The following is a 14,854-nucleotide window of genomic DNA, read 5'->3' on the forward strand; positions in this document are numbered from 1 at the left end:
GGGTTCTCACCGGTACGATAACCCCGCACACTAGGGCGTGTTAACACTAATGGCGACGGCGACGATTGCGCCAGAAAATCTCCGACATGGAGATCACGCCCGAACAATTCGCTACCATTGAACACTGCCTGCCCAGGCAGCGTGGCAACGTCAGCCTGAGCAATCTGCAGGTGGTCAATGCGATCCTCTATGTGGCCGAACATGGTTGCAAGTGGCGCGGACTGCCCAAACGCTTCGGCAACTGGCACACGATTTACACGCGCATGAATCGCTGGACCAAAGCTGGCGTCCTGGATCGCATGTTCGAGGAGTTGCAGCGTGCGCAAGTCGTGCGTATCAGGATCGAAGCCGTCTCGCTGGACTCCACAAGCATCAAGGTCCATCCCGACGGCACAGGGGCACTAAAAAAAAGGTCCGCAGTCCATCGGAAAGTCCCGAGGCGGATGGAACACCAAGATTCATATGGTTGCCGCGGATGCTCGAACGGCCGTGACGTTTTGCCTCTCGCCTGGGCAGGCGCACGACGCACCCGAAGGCCGGCGCCTGCTCAGCAGTCTTGGGCCGACCAGCAGACCGGTGCATTTGTTGATGGACCGTGCCTACGAAGGCAACGAGACACGGCAGCTGGCACTGGATCTGGGTTTCATTCCGGTGGTGCCACCAATGAAGACGCGGATCGAACCGTGGGACTACGACCGCGAGATGTACAAGCGCCGCAATGAGGTGGAGCGGTTGTTCCGTCGACTCAAAGGCTATCGCCGTATCTTCTCGCGGTTCGAGAAACTCGACCTCATGTTCCTGGGCTTCATCAGCTTCGTGCTCGTCGCTGATGGACTGAGGATGTGTTAACAGGCCCTAGTTTATGGCCCGCCAGGATACCGCGTCGCAGTTGTTACGAGCTCATCGCCGTACGCTCGATACTGTCGCGGCGAATAACGAAACTGCCGCATTGGACATCATGCGTGCGATTGATGATATCCGCGATAGTGGATTGCGAGATCGTCTATTAAAGGCCGCATACCGGCTCAATGTCGACGCTGAGGCGTTGCGTGAAGCCCGGCGTAAATTGGGAGGCGACCCTGGAATATGCGGATGAACAGCCCTTTGGGATTGCGCCCTTGTGGGAGCAATCCGTCGCGGTCAGCGGCAGCTTGTGCAGCGACAGCGGCGACGTGCTGCATGCGTGGTGCCTAGCCGGGCTGGGCATCTAGCTGCGAGAGATCTGGGACACCCACGAGGAACTGCGCTACGGCCGGCTGGTGCGCGTGCTGCCGGAGTGGGAGGCCACGCCGTCAAAGATCAGCATCATGCGGGCGAGGTGCGAGCCCGTGCCGCGCCGGTTGACGGCATTCAGTGAATTCCTGTCCGACCGTTGGCGCCAAGCGCCATGGGATCAGTGACGATATTCATTCAACGGGTTTCGCCCGAGTCGCCGTCTGAGCAGTTTGACTAGCCCCTGCGGTCGGCAGACCGATGGCGCACCCTAGCGATTGGTGTTGGCATTGAAATGGCTGGCCAGCGCGCCGAGGTTATCTATCTGCCAGCCTAGCCGGTCCGCTTCATGCTTGGCTGCGCCGCTGGCCTTGACCGCCTCCATCGCGCTGTCTCGCAACACGGTCATTTGCTTCCCAGCCTGCTCGCTGATGCTGGACTGTTCGATCATCGAGGTATCGACATGACCAGCCAGTTCATTGATGCGATTCACGGATTCCAGGATGACGCCGAAGGCACGATCCGTCTCCCCGGCAAGATCAACGGTCCGCTGCGACACTTCAACCCCGTTCTCGATCGCCGCTACGCACGCTTGTGTGTCTTCTTCGAGGCCCAGGATAATTTCACGAATATCCCGCGTTGATTGTTGGGTACGCTGCGCCAGATTTCGTACCTCGTCGGCCACCACGGCGAAACCGCGTCCCGCTTCACCAGCGCGTGCGGCTTCTATGGCTGCATTCAGGGCCAGAAGGTTGATCTGGTCCGCGACGGCGGTGATGACATCGACGACCTTGCCGATGTCGGTATTGCGCTCAGCCAGTGCCAATACCGTGGCCCGGGTGTCCTCCAGGGAGAGTGCGAGTTGATTGATCGACCCGACCATATGCTCCAACTGTTCCCGACCTTGCACCGTTGCGTCGCGCGAAGCGTTTGAGGCATCCGCCGTGCGCGCCGATGCCTCCGCGACATGGGTCTGGCTATCGAGCATCCTGGTCATGGCACTCGATATCTCCTCGACATGCTTGCCTTGCCCCTCGATCGCCTGATTCGACTGATCGATGAAATCGTCGCTGCGCCTCTTGGATCGCTCAAGGTAGTGGCAGGTGTTTTCAAGTCGGGCAATAACCGCACTCATTTCCGACATCCGCGTGAGTTGCGCGTGCTGTATGTCACCAAACTCGTCTCTGCGGCCGCTGTACAGATAGGCCATTGCCGGACTGCCGATAGCCTGCCGCGCGTCCTTCAGCAAACGTCTGAATGGCTGCATCAACACCAACTGCGCCCCGATCGCCAGCGCGGCGATCAAACCGGCGACAAAAGCCATCGACAAATCCTGTCGACTGATCTCCAGGCCGGTCAGCAGCAGCGCCGGTAGCCCGGCAATCAACATTTGCTTCGAGCCCCAGGACAACCTAATCCAGTCTCTCAGGGGCGACCGCTGACCCGATCGCCAGCGACGATACTCGTGCTCGGCGCGAGCCTTGGACGCAGCATCGGGCAAGGTCCGTACCGACTGATACTCAATGACTTTACCATCCCTCATGATGGGTGTGACATAAGCGTCCACCCAGTAGTAGTCTCCATTCTTGCAGCGGTTCTTGACCAATCCCTTCCATGACCGGCCGGACTTAATGGTCTGCCACATATCGGCAAAGGCGGCCGCCGGCATGTCTGGGTGACGGATGATGTTGTGATGCTGTCCGACCAGTTCATTTCTGGTGAAGCCCGAGACGTTCACGAAGTCGTCGTTGACGAAAGTGATATCTCCCTGCAGGTCGGTAGTCGTGATCAATCGCACGGCACTTGAATAGGTGACCTCACGGTCGGTTACTGGCTGGTTGTTCCGCATGCATAGGCACCATGAAAACCCGAGGCCTGCCCTCAAAGGCGCCGTGCGGGATGTCCAGAAAAAGAGTTCAAGAACGGACGAACCGGACAACGGAAACGCCCAATTTCATCGCCAGAATGCGCCAAGTGACCGCTGCGTGGAGTGACAATGGCAGGCAGTTGCCGCTGCAGAGCGGCCGGTTACGGGATGGTTGGCAACGATGTGTGGGCCACTACGCGCGGCCTCTTGTCATTGTTCATAGCGACCCTGCTGTTGGCATACGGATCGCAAATTGAGTTGCGGCGAAATTTACCTGCTTTTGGGTACGTTAATCAAGCTCGGGATGCTGTGTGCCCTTCCTCGTCCCGGAGGCGAAACCAACCAAACGCCCATCCATAGATCGCCTTCTTCGAGCATCACCGAGCAGGGGATCTCGTCCGCGTGCTGGGTCGCCTCCGGTGGCCCTTCCGGAACACTCCCATATCCGAGAGATGAAGGTGACTGCCTACTTCGAGGCGTGGCTCATACCTATATAGCCAGCTTCACGATCACATGCCAGTAAGGCGGCAAAAAACGAACCTCGGGAAGTTTATGGCTGCACCTCAATAAGTCGTTGTGAATATTTTTCTGAAATATACTCTCTGAGTACACTTTAATAACAATTTTCATCAACGAAAAAACAGAAGACAACGCCAGCCGAGAAAACGCTGCCGTTTGCGGCCGCAGGGCAATAGCGGCGCGACCGTCGTATACGAGTTGCGCGCACGGCCATCGATGGCGATGGTAGATAGTCGCAATACACCGACGACGCCCTCCCATCCGCTGCCCGCTGCCTCGGTGAGAACGCATACAACCTCCGTCTCCGCCGAGTGGATCGGGCTCGGCTTCAACTGCGGTGGCGCGGTGCTGGCGCGGTGCTGGCGTGGATAGGCGTGGTGGGCACGGGCGCGCTCGCGCCGGTCACGGGCGGAGCTTCGGCGATCGGCACGGTGGTGATGTGGGGCGGCGCGATCGCCTCGACAGGGCAGTGCGCGGCTTCTGTTTACCGCACCGCCAACGATTATCGCGATCGGCAGGACATCAACAACTCCCTGAACAAGAGCCAAGTTTACCAATGGACGATGCGCAGCGCTGACATCATTGGGCTGGTCGGTGTCGGTGGCTCACTAAAGGAGCTCAAAACGACGCATGCGGTCCTGATGGAAGCGAATGTCGACTGGAAGGTCGAATCGGCCGGCAGGTTCAGCCGGCCGATGCGCCGTCAACTGACGACTTTGCTGGAATTGCAGGGCGGCAAGCGTGTCGCCGGCGCTGTGATCGGCCAACTGCTCAAGAAACGATTGCTGGACGGCGCAGCGGGTGCTCTCGGCATGGTGAGCAGTGCGGCGTCCGGCATGGTCCACGAGATCGTCGTGTGGATTACCGACGAGACCAACGGCTCGCCGGCCACCCCGTGATACGTCGCGATCAGGCCTATTGGGCCCGCGTTCGCAAGGACGCCAGATCGGCGCTCGCCGTCGGCAGCGCACTGCTCGCCTCCCTTATGGCGCTGCTCTGCCTGCTTGTGCCGGGGCCGCAGGCTCAGGCGCGAGGAAACCCGCTTTATTGGCTCTGCATCCTGCCATTCGCCTGGTGGGCTAACGGGCTGGCCGCCTACGAGCCGCGGCCGGTGCGGCCGGCGCTGATCGTAGCGGTGGCAACCGCTCCCGCCAGCCTCGCCATCGCGACAGTGCTCGGCAAGGAGCCGTTGCTGTGGACGATAGGCGCCGGCATTGCCTTGATCAGTGCCGCGTTGGCGGAATATTTCTACCGCGGCAGCATGCTCTATCGGGAGGGGCCTGCGCGATAGGCAGTCGCTAAGTACCAACCTGTCGATTATCGCCTCAGTCGAAGCCGTTCATTGGGTGCAATCATCGATTTTCAGCGTTCTCCCCCGTAACGGCGTCAGCGTACCTTTGGATGACATGCAGGGCGTGAGCGAAACCCTGCTCGTCACTGCCCAGTTCCTTCACGGCCATCAGTCCGACATCGATTTCGCCCGGTGAAAGGCCGGAAAAGTCATCCGCCCGGATATGGCGATCGATGATGGCGAGCTGCTCCAGCGTGTGGACATAGACGGGATCGAAGGGTCGGCCTTTGCGGCCTTCCTCGGCGTGGCGGCGGGCGTCTTCGATCGCGGTGGTAAGTTCCAACGGCAGCGTCATGGTACGAACGATCCCTTGTCCATCGAGAAATATTGAGTGCCGCCACATTCCGTTTGAACCGGTCTGCCCCTCACAGACCACGTGTCCTGAACGGGCGCGGCCGTGGACCGAAAGACCTGAACATCGTTCGCGGTCGTGTATTGGGTCGGTGTCTTGTCGACGACCGCGCCCGTGGCACAATCGGTCCGCTTGCGGCGAAATACCCACCTTAGTCGCGGGCGCGCCAGGCGGGTGTGTTATAATTTACTTGGCGACCGCGTGGAACCTGCATCTGTTCGACCAAGGGTGCCTTGCTTCAATGTCACAACGTCAACCGTCCCGCCAAGAACGAATTCGCGCGTAATGTCGCTAGATTACGCACAACCGTGAAAGAACGCTGGGTGCTCATCTCAGCGTCTGGCAGACTTGATCCAATCAGCTAAGCTCAGGACCTATTAATTCTGATTGAATTGTGATTCAGGTTCTCCATTGGAGAATGTGATGGCTGATTTGTTTCTACTGAGCGAAGCACAGATGGGGCGGTTATCACCGCATTTCCCGCTGGCTCACGGCGTTCCTCGGGTCGATGATCGTCGGGTGGTGAGCGGGATTATCTACGTGATCCGCAATGGCCTGCAATGTAAGGATGCCCCAAGGGCTATGGTCCGCACAAGACGCTCTACAATCGCTTCATACGTTGGAGCCGGCTGGGTGTGTTCGACAGGATTTTCGTGGCTTTGAGTTCCGAAGGCCCCAGGCCCGAGCGGATTATGATTGACGCGACGCATCTGAAGGCCCACCGGACAGCGGCGAGCCTTCTAAAAAAGGGGATGTTCCCCGCCATATCGGGCGCACCAAAGGTGGGCTGAACTCCAAGCTTCATACCGTCTGTGACCAATCAGGCCGCCCTATCATCCTCCGGCTCAGCGCTGGGCAGGTCAGCGATCACAAGGGCGCAGCCATGGTCCTTGACCTGTTGCCGGCCGCTTCTCACCTGATCGCCGACCGTGGCTATGATAGCACATGGTTCCGAAAGGCTCTGAGGCAAAGAGACGCGCATTTTCGATGGCGAGGAATATCTGATGGAAACCCGACTGGTCGCCGACCTGGCTATCGTGCACGCATACAAGGGCGATGAAGAAGGCAACCTCGTCTATCGTAAGACCGCTCGTAACTTCAACCCGATGATGGCCACGGCAGCCAGTTTGACGGTGGCCGAAGACGAACAGCTCGTGCCGGCCGGTGAAATCGATCCCGATACGATCCACACACCCGGTATCTATGTGCGGCGCATCGTACACGTGCCGCGTCCCGAAAAGCGGATAGAGCAGCGCACCGTGCGCCCTGCCCGACAGAAGGAGTGCGCGCAAATAAATGGTGTGGACCCGAAAACAGACGGCTGCGCGCGCCGCCCGTGAGATCGAGGACGGATTCTATGTCAATCTGGGGATCGGCATCCCGACGCTGGTGGCGAACTTAATTCCTGCGACACCGAAGTGACGCTGCAAAGCGAAAATGGAATGCTGGACATGGGCGCCTTTCCCCCCGAGGGAGAGGAGGATGCTGATCTGATAAATGCAGACAAGCAGACGATCACAGAATTGCCGAAGACCAGCTATTTCTCCTCTGCGGAAAGTTTTGCCATGATCCGCGGTGGTCATATCGATCTGTCGATATTGGGTGCCATGCAGGTTTCTCGGTCCGGCGATCTTGCCAATTGGATGATACCCGGCAAAATGGTGAAGGGAATGGGCGGCGCCATGGACCTCGTGGCCGGCGTGAAGCGCGTGGTTGGCCGGCTTTGGTCAAGTTATTGAAAACCGATCCGTTCTTTTGCGTCTGCCGATTAACAAACGAACGACCGCTTTAATTTATGCTAAACGAAGCCGAAAAAACATCTGGACGTTCTACTTAATGTATCCGATGTCGGAACGTTCGAGACGAGTGAGTACTACCGAATAGCATATCGAGAGAAAGTTCTCCATTAAGGCCATGATCGGTGACCACTGAACCGAAGCAAAGTTTCGTGGATTCGCCGCCGAGAGAAATCAGGTTATCTATTTCCATAATGACGGGCCTGTACAGATAAACGAGAGGATTCCTATCCGCCAATGAATGCCACGGACAAACTTTTTTCGATCTTCAGCTTATTTACCTACGAAAGACCGGAGTGGACCGTCGATGAGGCCGCTGAACAGCTAGGCTATCCTGTCAGCACTGCATATCGCTTTTTCAAGAGTCTGAGCGATGAGGGACTAATCGTTGCTTATGCTGCAGGGCGATATGTATTGGGACCGGCCATCATTCAGCTGGATCGACAGATTCGCCTTCAGGATCCGCTCATCAAGGCTGGCAGCTCGATCATGAAACGGCTGGCTGCGGAAAGCCCCTTTGATGGCACCTTTCTGTTGTGCCGTCTCTATCGCAATCAGGTTATCTGCGTGCATCAGGAATCCAAGGGGTTTTCCGACCTGACAGTAAGTTATGAGCGTGGGCGCCTCATGCCGCTTCACCGTGGCGCAGCCTCGAAAATCATTCTTGCCCACCTGCCTGTACGACCCATCCGCGCTTACCAAACAGCGAACGCGAAAGACGTCGAAGCAGTAGGCCTCGGCGTTGATTGGGAGACGATGAAGCAGTCTCTGCGTCGCATCCGAAAGGCGGGAATTTGCATAACCCGCGCCGAACTTGACAACGGAGCCATCGGTATAGCTGCACCGCTTTTTCTTATTGATGGAAGCATCGTCGGCAGCCTCGGTCTTGTCCTGCTTGAAGAAGACACCAACAAACAACTGCTGCCCGCGATATCGGAGGAACTGATGGCCGCTGCGGCGGAGATCACCGCCCGTCTTCGGACGAACACGGGCGGTGGTCATCAGGTGGCATCATAGAGCCAGGCAACGCTCTCGAAGCTTTGCGCCGGCGTACGGCCCGACAGCATGGTATTGCGAAGTTCACGTTTGACGCCGTCGGCGTGATAGAATTCCCCATAAAGACGCGCCGTCAACTGGCATCTGCCCGTGCGCAGATATCGCGCATCCTGGTAGCACTGGAATGCGTCGGCAACATCATTGCCCGTTCCGATCATGTCGGCTAGCGTGACCGCGTCCTCTATGGCCATGCATGCTCCTTGGGCAAGATATTGCAGCATCGGATGGGCGGCATCACCAAGAAGCGTCACCCTGCCATAGCTCCACTCCCTGATCGGCTCGCGGTCGCACAAAACCCACATGCGCCAGGTCTGAATCTTTCGCAAGAGGGTTTGCACTGTGTCACAGGTGCCCTCGAAGCGCTTGTATAACTCTTGCGCATCGCCTTCCGAATTCCAACCCTCGTCGTAACGGTCGCTGTGAAATACGGCGACAAGGTTGAAAAGTTCGCCGCCACGCAGCGGATACTGGACAAGATGATTCTTCGGGCCGGCCCACAAGATCATTGCGTTCTTGCGGTACTCCTCCGGTACGTCTGCGATCGGCAGCACGGCTCGGTAGGCAATGTGTCCTGATATACGTGGCTTGCCATCGCCGGTGAGAGCGGTGCGCACCTTGGACCAGAGCCCGTCCGCGCCGATTAGCGCCCCGCCCTCGAACCGGCGGCCTTGCTGCGTCTCTATCGTCACGCTCTCGCCATTGTCGTTGAACCGTTCGAGACACTGGCCCGGATGGATGCGCACCTTTCCAGTTTCCTCAGCCGCCTTAAGCAGAACGGAATGAAGATCGGACCGGTGAATGAGAGCATAGGGATAATGGAAGCGCTTTCGGAAGTCCTCGCCAACGGGGATGCGTGTGACTTCCTTGCTCGTCACGCTGTCCATTAGAATCAGATCATCGGGAAAGACGGCCAGATGATCTGCCGCATCCAGCAGACCGAGACGTTCCATCATTCTGAAGCCGTTCGGACCGAACTGAATGCCCGCGCCGATTTCACGAATTTCCTCTGCTTGCTCGAGCACCTCGACATGGTAGCCCTTCCGGGCCAAGGCCAACGCGGCGGCAAGTCCGCCGATACCGGCGCCAGAGACGAGAAATGGTGTTTTCATTTTCGACATTGTATCCTCCCTCCCGTCAATTCGAGACCGACACGTTCATTTCGCCGATGCCTTCGATGCGGGCAGACATGACGTTGCCCGGTTGTATGGGTCCGACGCCCTCGGGCGTCCCCGTCAGGATCACGTCTCCCGGCATGAGCGTATAGAACGCCGAGGCGAAGACGATCAGGTCTCGAACGTTGAGGATGAGGTCGCGTGTATTGGCTTTCTGTCGTGTCTTACCATCGACGCGGAGTTCGAATTCGAGGCCGGACGGATCTGCAATCTCGTCCGCCGTTACAAGCCAGGGGCCGAGAACGGTATAACTGTCGATGGACTTGCGAAGGCTGCGCTCTTCGGGGCCGCGGACGGTGATATCCAGACCGATGCTGTATCCCGCGACATAATCCAACGCTTTTTCGGTATCGACGCGGTCGCAGCGCTTACCGATCACGACGGCTAGCTCGATTTCATGATCGGTCCGCCGCTCCGGAAACCGGATGCTTACGCCTTCTGATGGCCCGACCAATGAACTCGTCGCCTTGAGAAAGAGACCCGTCTCCTGAATCTGGCGCACATGAGCGCGGGAGAACGTTTCCGGCTCAGCGATCGCCTCATCCAGATGCCTTTTGTAGTTGACGGGTGCGGCAACGATTTTGCCGGGGTTGGCCACAGGGCTGAGCAGACGCACCTCCGAAAACGGCAGAAGGGGCGCGTCCGCAGCAGCCTTCTCGATCTCGGGCCTCAACGCTGGAAGCGCTGCGATGAGCAGGTCGTGCCGGGGCAGGGGATAGTGCTGTGCAGGAAGCGACGCCAGTACGGAACTGACATCGCGAATTCCGTCGGCTTCGGCGACGCCGAGCTGATTGTTGTTGAACAGGCAAAGACGCACGGGGATTTCCTCGGATGTATGTGTGAAAGTTATTTCCGCTGTTCGCGCCAGAAGCCGAGCTTCTCCTGCAAAGGCTTGTCAGAGAAGCTGAACAGGATCAGGTCGTCATGCGCGGCAAAGCTGTGCCATGTCCAGCTAGGTACGACGAAAACGTCCCTGGGTTTTACCTGCCACTCTTGGTCGCCAACCTTTACGGTGCCTTCTCCCTCGACGACGCTGTAAACAGCGCCATCGGTGGAGCGGATGTCCGTGCCGCTGAACCCGCCTGGAAGAAGTTGCATGAAAGCGCCCATCGTGCGAATCGGAGATTCACCCGTCGTCGGGTCGGTGAAGGCGAGACGCAGGCCTTCTGCGCCGTCCCATTCGTCGATCTTGCGCATCTTTTCGAGCGCCGCGCGTGTTCGGTCATAGGGATACCAGAAGATGGGGCTGGCGGCACCTTTCGGCGAGTAGTTGACCGGCACCAGACCGCTGGCGTAACGGGCGATGGAGTCGCCGTCGGAACGCGTCACGGCTTGGCGGTCCGTTTCACCCTCGTCTGAAAAGCCCGCGCTGAGCAACTTGACGATTGGTACGTCAAGGCCGTCGAGCCATGTGACGGGCTCGTCGCCGTCGCTACCGTGATCATGGAGGCTCCAGGTCGGCGTGATGATGAAATCGCCCGGATGCATCTCGACCCGCTCGCCATCAACGATAGTATAGGCGCCCTTGCCTTCCATGATCAGTCGTAGCGCGGACGCCGTATGGCGATGCGTAGGCGCTACCTCACCAGGCAGGATGAGTTGGACACCGGCATAAAGCGATGTCGTGATCTGAGACTGCCCACGCAACGCGGGGTTTTCGAGAACGATCACGCGACGTTCCGCTTTTTCGGCGGTGATGAGATGCCCGGCCTTCAGCGCCTTCTCGCGCAGAAGACCGGCCTTCCAGATCACCGGAACCGCTGGCGTACGCGGCTCGCGCGGCACGAGATTTTTCATCACTTCCCAAAGCGGGGCTAGGTTGTTCCGATCCAGTTCGTCGTGAAAGTCGGACAAGACGATATCGGCAGTCTCGGCTGGCTTAACGGTCATTTGAATCTCCACATGACACATTCTGCGTTTGAATGATCTAATGTATTCTACAAAATTCTTATAATGCAAGAAAAATGTTGATTTCGAGATGGAAATGTTGATGCTCCAACTCGCGGGGACGCTGTGAAGCCCACCCGGCAAAGTGACAACAGGAGGAGGGAAATGTCATGGGAGTGGATGTCCGTCTCGCAGACCACCGCAATATTCTGAACATAGCCTCGGTTATCGATAGTGCTCGGCTGAGTCCCTTTCAAATTCGAACGATTGTCTTCTGCGGCTGTGCAGCCGTGCTGGACGGGTTCGATACTCAGATGATTGGATTTCTGGCGCCATCTATTGCGGAAAACTTCGGCCTGGAGGTGGGCTCTTTTGCGCCCGTCTTCGCGGCTGGACTTTTCGGGCTGATGGTCGGTGCTTTGTTACTGGGGCCGATCGCGGATAAGATCGGGCGCCGGTGGCTGGTTATCGCCGCCACCTTCACTTTCGGCCTATTTACGTTTTTGACCGCGAGCGCGTCATCGATCAACGAATTCGTGATTCTCCGCTTTCTAACCGGGCTGGGGTTGGGCGGTGCCATGCCGAATCTAACGGCGCTTGCCACGGAATATTCGCCGCGCAGATATCAAGGCATGATCGTCGCCTGGCTGTTCGCTGGCATCCCGATCGGCGCTATTGTCGGAGGGCTGCTCAGCTCATGGCTCCTGCCTTTCGCGGGATGGCAGGCGGCGTTCCATGTCGGCGGAGTGCTGCCGATGCTGCTCGCTCTGGTGCTTGTATTCACGCTTCCGGAATCGCTGCGCTTCCTCATTCTCAAGCAGGATAATCCGAGACGCGTCCTGGCCATTGCCAACCGCATCGTGCCGTCCGGCTTCCCGCCAGAACAACAATTCAGCTCACCGCAAAAGCCGGTCACGGGTATTCCGGTGCGGCACCTGTTCACCAACGGGCGGTGGAGCGGAACGCTCCTGCTTTGGATTCCCTATTTTATGAACCTGCTCATCATTTATTTTATCATCAGCTGGCTTCCGGCGATGCTGCGCCAATCGGGAATGCCCATAACTGCCGGAATCGAAGCGGCGACGGCATTTAGTTTCGGCGGAGCGATCGGATGTCTTGGGACGGGCAAACTGCTTCAGATGTTCGGCGCACGGAAGGTTGCCTTGATTGAATTCGTCGCTACCATACTGTTCATCCTGCTGTTATCGACCTATTCTGACGCCTATTGGTCCGTCATGCTGATTGCCGGTTTTCTCGGCTTCACGGTCCAAGGGGCACAGGCGGCGCTCAATGCGCTTGTTGCCGGCTTCTACCCGACCGCCATCCGGTCTACGGGCATCGGCTGGGCGCTGGGCATTGGTCGTGTCGGCTCAATCATCGGTCCGCTGATTGGTGGTCTCATGCTCTCAATGCACTGGCAAACTTCAACAATTTTCCTTGCAACCATCGTCCCAGCCTTCCTGGCGGCGACAGCGATAGCCTGCATGATGGCCCGGCGCGGATCGTTTGAGGCCGATGAGGAACCGGCAGCGGCGAGCATCCATTAGGGGGGGCGGAACAAGGTCTGTTCAAAATCCTGCGCTAAGGTCGAACGGACCGTGAACTCTCGTCGCGAACCCGCATAATGGTCTGCCGGCTCGTCGCGAATTTTCTCGCAATCGCCGAAACGCTCATGCCCGTCGCGAGATCGTTGCGGACACGCTGCTTCTGTTCATCGCTGAGCGTGAAGGGCCGGCCGAGGGTCTTGCCCTCCGACTTGGCGCGCTTGAGACCGGATTGCGTCCGCTCGATCAGCAAATCCCGCTCGAATTGGGCGACGGCATTGAGCACGTTCATGGTCATGGTGCCGGCCGAACTGGTGAGGTCGGCGCCGCCGAGCGCGAGGCAATAGACCCTCACGCCCATTTCGGCCAGCGTTCTGACTGTGGTGCTGATGTCGATCGCATCACGGCCGTGGCGGTCGAGCTTTGTCACGATCAGAATGTCGCCGGACTCCAGCTTGTCCATGAGAAATCGTCGCTGATGATCGTGTAGCTGGTCGAGTATCTGGCGTCGACGTAGGCCCGCCTGGTGAGTTCAAATCGTCGCCGGTCGAGTTTGGTCTCTCGCGACCAACTGTTTTCTAAAACTTTCGATGCGGACAAATTAAACAACTATCGATGATAAGAAAAAAATATCTGATGAAATTCAGAAGATGCCAGACCTTGGATACCTTGGAACAGGTCTACAGCCATATGAAGGACCGTATTCCGTCCTCTGAACTGGGGAATTTGAAGGGGCATGCGACCATCGCCGCGCGGAAATCACCCACGGTCAACTATGGGACAAAGTACCTGCATCAGCCTGGAAGAACGTTGAATAGATGAGACGACGCCTTCTATCGGGAGAAGCTTGCGAGATGGCGAACATCAAACCCGATTGTCATGGTCCTCATCCACCAAGGCACCTGCACGAACGAGCTTCAGACACTTCTCCGTCTCTTCCATCAGGAAAGCCGCGCTGCATTCCAACGCACCTGCAACATTCAGGATTACCGCGAGCGTGGGCATGTGCTCACCCCGCTCGATCCGGCCCATGTGCGCCCGCTCAACTCCGGCCAAATTAGCCAGTGCTTCCTGTGCCGTCCCGCGCTCCGTCCTCAACACCTTTACCGCCATGCCAAAAGCCTTGGCCGGCTCCTCCTCAAAACGTTTACTGCCTGTAGGCCGGCCTCGCCTTATTTCACGCTTTTGCATCTGCAAAATCGTGAAATAAGAGCATAAATTAAACCACGTTTAATTAAACGCGAACTGCTATTATCTGGCATTGTTTACCGCATCCTTCTTGACAGGAGAGCCAGCCATGCACAGCCAGCACGCCCCTGATTCAGTACGGATCGCCGTCTCCTTTGGAGCCTTCACCGCTACGCTGACGGCGCTGTTGGCAAAGCAGCGCGCAGAGGAGCCCGGCACCGCGATATGTCTCACAGAGGCTTCGTTTTCCGAGCAGGTTCGGGGAGTGAAGGAAGGCCGCTACGATCTTGGGTTTGCCGTTGCACCGCCCTCTGAAGCCGAACTGCAAAGCGAGGTGCTGTGGCATGATGAGATTGCCGTAGCGGTTCCCGCGCTCTCACCGCTACTGGAGTTTGCGGAAATTACGCTGGAGAAGGCCGTGCAGTATCCCGTGGTGCTTTGGTCAGCAGAGCACTGTGAACCCCTTAGCGGTCAGGTCATGCAATTGTTGAACTCGGAGTCTCCGAAGCTCAATGTGGTTGACCACGCGAAGTCGTTCGAACTGATGGCCGTTCTGGTCGCTGCGGGCTACGGAATCGGCTTCGCGGCTAAGTCACGCATCGATACGGCGCGGAAGCTAGGCATCGTTATGCGGCCCCTGGCGGGATCGCCGAACGATCTGAGCACATATTTGTTGCGCGCGCCCAGCGCGCCTTCTTCGTTCACCGAACGACTGATCGAGCGAGCACGCAAACTCGACCAGTCTGTGTCATCCCATTGACAGCTGCAAGATCTCACGCAGCGCCCCCTTGAACAGCATCTTCCGTGTCCGATATCGCTGACCATGCTACCCGCCCGGAGGAACCACCCAAGTTCTGAATCCTGGACGCTGCGCAATACTCACTGGACGCTTGCTTTTCGCTGCTCCAGC

The 14,854-nt window shown here is 57.9% G+C and carries 14 protein-coding genes and 5 pseudogenes; 11 read left to right on the plus strand and 8 right to left on the minus strand.

The features are described 5' to 3' along the window. The first annotated feature begins 86 nt into the window (after positions 1–86). Together BPET_RS26560 and BPET_RS25860 are read left to right on the plus strand one after the other, a co-directional pair. A protein-coding gene (locus tag BPET_RS26560) for an IS5 family transposase (protein ID WP_150359743.1) occupies positions 87–849 on the plus strand; the annotation gives its coding sequence in 2 pieces (ribosomal slippage) (positions 87–412 and positions 411–849; 765 coding nt in all). A 13-nt stretch (positions 850–862) separates the two neighbouring features. Further along, positions 863–1,096: a hypothetical protein gene (locus BPET_RS25860; RefSeq protein ID WP_081482986.1), complete on the plus strand. Its 234-nt coding sequence runs from the start codon at positions 863–865 to the stop codon at positions 1,094–1,096. A 387-nt stretch (positions 1,097–1,483) separates the two neighbouring features. On the opposite strand, the gene BPET_RS07185 is transcribed toward BPET_RS25860, so the two are convergent. After that, positions 1,484–3,061, minus strand: a complete 1,578-nt coding sequence (locus BPET_RS07185; protein ID WP_012248404.1) for a methyl-accepting chemotaxis protein — start codon at positions 3,059–3,061, stop codon at positions 1,484–1,486. A gap of 893 nt (positions 3,062–3,954) precedes the next feature. On the opposite strand from BPET_RS07185, the gene BPET_RS07190 reads away from it, so the two are divergent. Further along, on the plus strand, positions 3,955–4,497 hold the full coding sequence (locus tag BPET_RS07190) for a hypothetical protein (RefSeq protein WP_012248405.1): 543 nt from the start codon (positions 3,955–3,957) through the stop codon (positions 4,495–4,497). Next, positions 4,494–4,889: a hypothetical protein gene (locus BPET_RS07195; RefSeq protein ID WP_041862786.1), complete on the plus strand. Its 396-nt coding sequence runs from the start codon at positions 4,494–4,496 to the stop codon at positions 4,887–4,889. Before BPET_RS07190 ends, BPET_RS07195 begins: the two co-directional genes overlap by 4 nt. Positions 4,890–4,950: 61 nt before the next feature. On the opposite strand, the gene BPET_RS07200 is transcribed toward BPET_RS07195, so the two are convergent. Further along, positions 4,951–5,244: a hypothetical protein gene (locus BPET_RS07200; RefSeq protein ID WP_012248407.1), complete on the minus strand. Its 294-nt coding sequence runs from the start codon at positions 5,242–5,244 to the stop codon at positions 4,951–4,953. Beyond that, complete coding sequence (locus BPET_RS27550; protein ID WP_081483055.1) at positions 5,241–5,471, minus strand: polymorphic toxin type 46 domain-containing protein; 231 nt, start codon at positions 5,469–5,471, stop codon at positions 5,241–5,243. Before BPET_RS27550 ends, BPET_RS07200 begins: the two co-directional genes overlap by 4 nt. A gap of 253 nt (positions 5,472–5,724) precedes the next feature. Here BPET_RS27550 and BPET_RS27295 point away from each other — a divergent pair. The 4 genes and pseudogenes from BPET_RS27295 to BPET_RS07220 form a co-directional block, all read left to right on the plus strand. Next, positions 5,725–6,274: pseudogene (locus tag BPET_RS27295) on the plus strand (IS5 family transposase); the annotation flags it as partial. After that, a pseudogene (locus BPET_RS07210) lies at positions 6,267–6,641 on the plus strand (CoA transferase subunit A); the annotation flags it as partial. The pseudogenes BPET_RS27295 and BPET_RS07210, both read left to right, overlap by 8 nt. Beyond that, positions 6,598–7,016, plus strand: a pseudogene (locus BPET_RS07215) (CoA-transferase); the annotation flags it as partial. The pseudogenes BPET_RS07210 and BPET_RS07215, both read left to right, overlap by 44 nt. Before the next feature lie 318 nt (positions 7,017–7,334). Further along, entirely contained in the window at positions 7,335–8,114 is a 780-nt protein-coding gene (locus BPET_RS07220) for an IclR family transcriptional regulator (protein WP_012248411.1), read from the plus strand. Here the strand turns inward: BPET_RS07220 and BPET_RS07225 are convergent. From BPET_RS07225 to gtdA, 3 genes are read right to left on the minus strand one after another with little or no spacing between them, the layout of a single operon-like run. After that, positions 8,099–9,271, minus strand: a complete 1,173-nt coding sequence (locus BPET_RS07225) for a 3-hydroxybenzoate 6-monooxygenase (RefSeq protein WP_012248412.1) — start codon at positions 9,269–9,271, stop codon at positions 8,099–8,101. The two genes, BPET_RS07220 and BPET_RS07225, sit on opposite strands and share 16 nt — an antisense overlap. Before the next feature lie 16 nt (positions 9,272–9,287). Then, a complete protein-coding gene (locus tag BPET_RS07230) occupies positions 9,288–10,142 on the minus strand; it encodes a fumarylacetoacetate hydrolase family protein (RefSeq protein WP_012248413.1) in 855 nt (284 codons plus the stop codon). Positions 10,143–10,171: 29 nt separating this feature from the next. Beyond that, on the minus strand, positions 10,172–11,215 hold the full coding sequence (gene gtdA, locus BPET_RS07235; protein ID WP_012248414.1) for a gentisate 1,2-dioxygenase: 1,044 nt from the start codon (positions 11,213–11,215) through the stop codon (positions 10,172–10,174). A 167-nt stretch (positions 11,216–11,382) separates the two neighbouring features. Between gtdA and BPET_RS07240 the strand changes: the two genes are divergently transcribed. Beyond that, positions 11,383–12,759, plus strand: coding sequence for an MFS transporter (locus BPET_RS07240; RefSeq protein ID WP_012248415.1), 1,377 nt, complete (start codon positions 11,383–11,385; stop codon positions 12,757–12,759). Between the two features lie 34 nt (positions 12,760–12,793). Here the strand turns inward: BPET_RS07240 and BPET_RS07245 are convergent. Beyond that, positions 12,794–13,222 (minus strand): annotated as a pseudogene (locus tag BPET_RS07245) (recombinase family protein); the annotation flags it as partial. A 224-nt stretch (positions 13,223–13,446) separates the two neighbouring features. Between BPET_RS07245 and BPET_RS27300 the strand changes: the two are divergent. Continuing rightward, positions 13,447–13,574: pseudogene (locus tag BPET_RS27300) on the plus strand (Hha/YmoA family nucleoid-associated regulatory protein). Positions 13,575–13,620: 46 nt separating this feature from the next. Here the strand turns inward: BPET_RS27300 and BPET_RS07250 are convergent. Beyond that, positions 13,621–13,947 carry a helix-turn-helix domain-containing protein gene (locus BPET_RS07250; RefSeq protein ID WP_012248417.1) on the minus strand — a complete coding sequence of 109 codons (327 nt, stop codon included), beginning with the start codon at positions 13,945–13,947 and terminating at the stop codon, positions 13,621–13,623. 106 nt (positions 13,948–14,053) lie between these two features. Between BPET_RS07250 and BPET_RS07255 the strand changes: the two genes are divergently transcribed. After that, positions 14,054–14,704 (plus strand): LysR family substrate-binding domain-containing protein, encoded by a 651-nt coding sequence (locus BPET_RS07255; protein WP_012248418.1) that lies wholly within the window; start codon positions 14,054–14,056, stop codon positions 14,702–14,704. Positions 14,705–14,854: the final 150 nt, after the last annotated feature.

It is taken from the genome of Bordetella petrii (genome assembly GCF_000067205.1).
In the GTDB taxonomy this organism is placed as follows: domain Bacteria; phylum Pseudomonadota; class Gammaproteobacteria; order Burkholderiales; family Burkholderiaceae_B; genus Bordetella_A; species Bordetella_A petrii.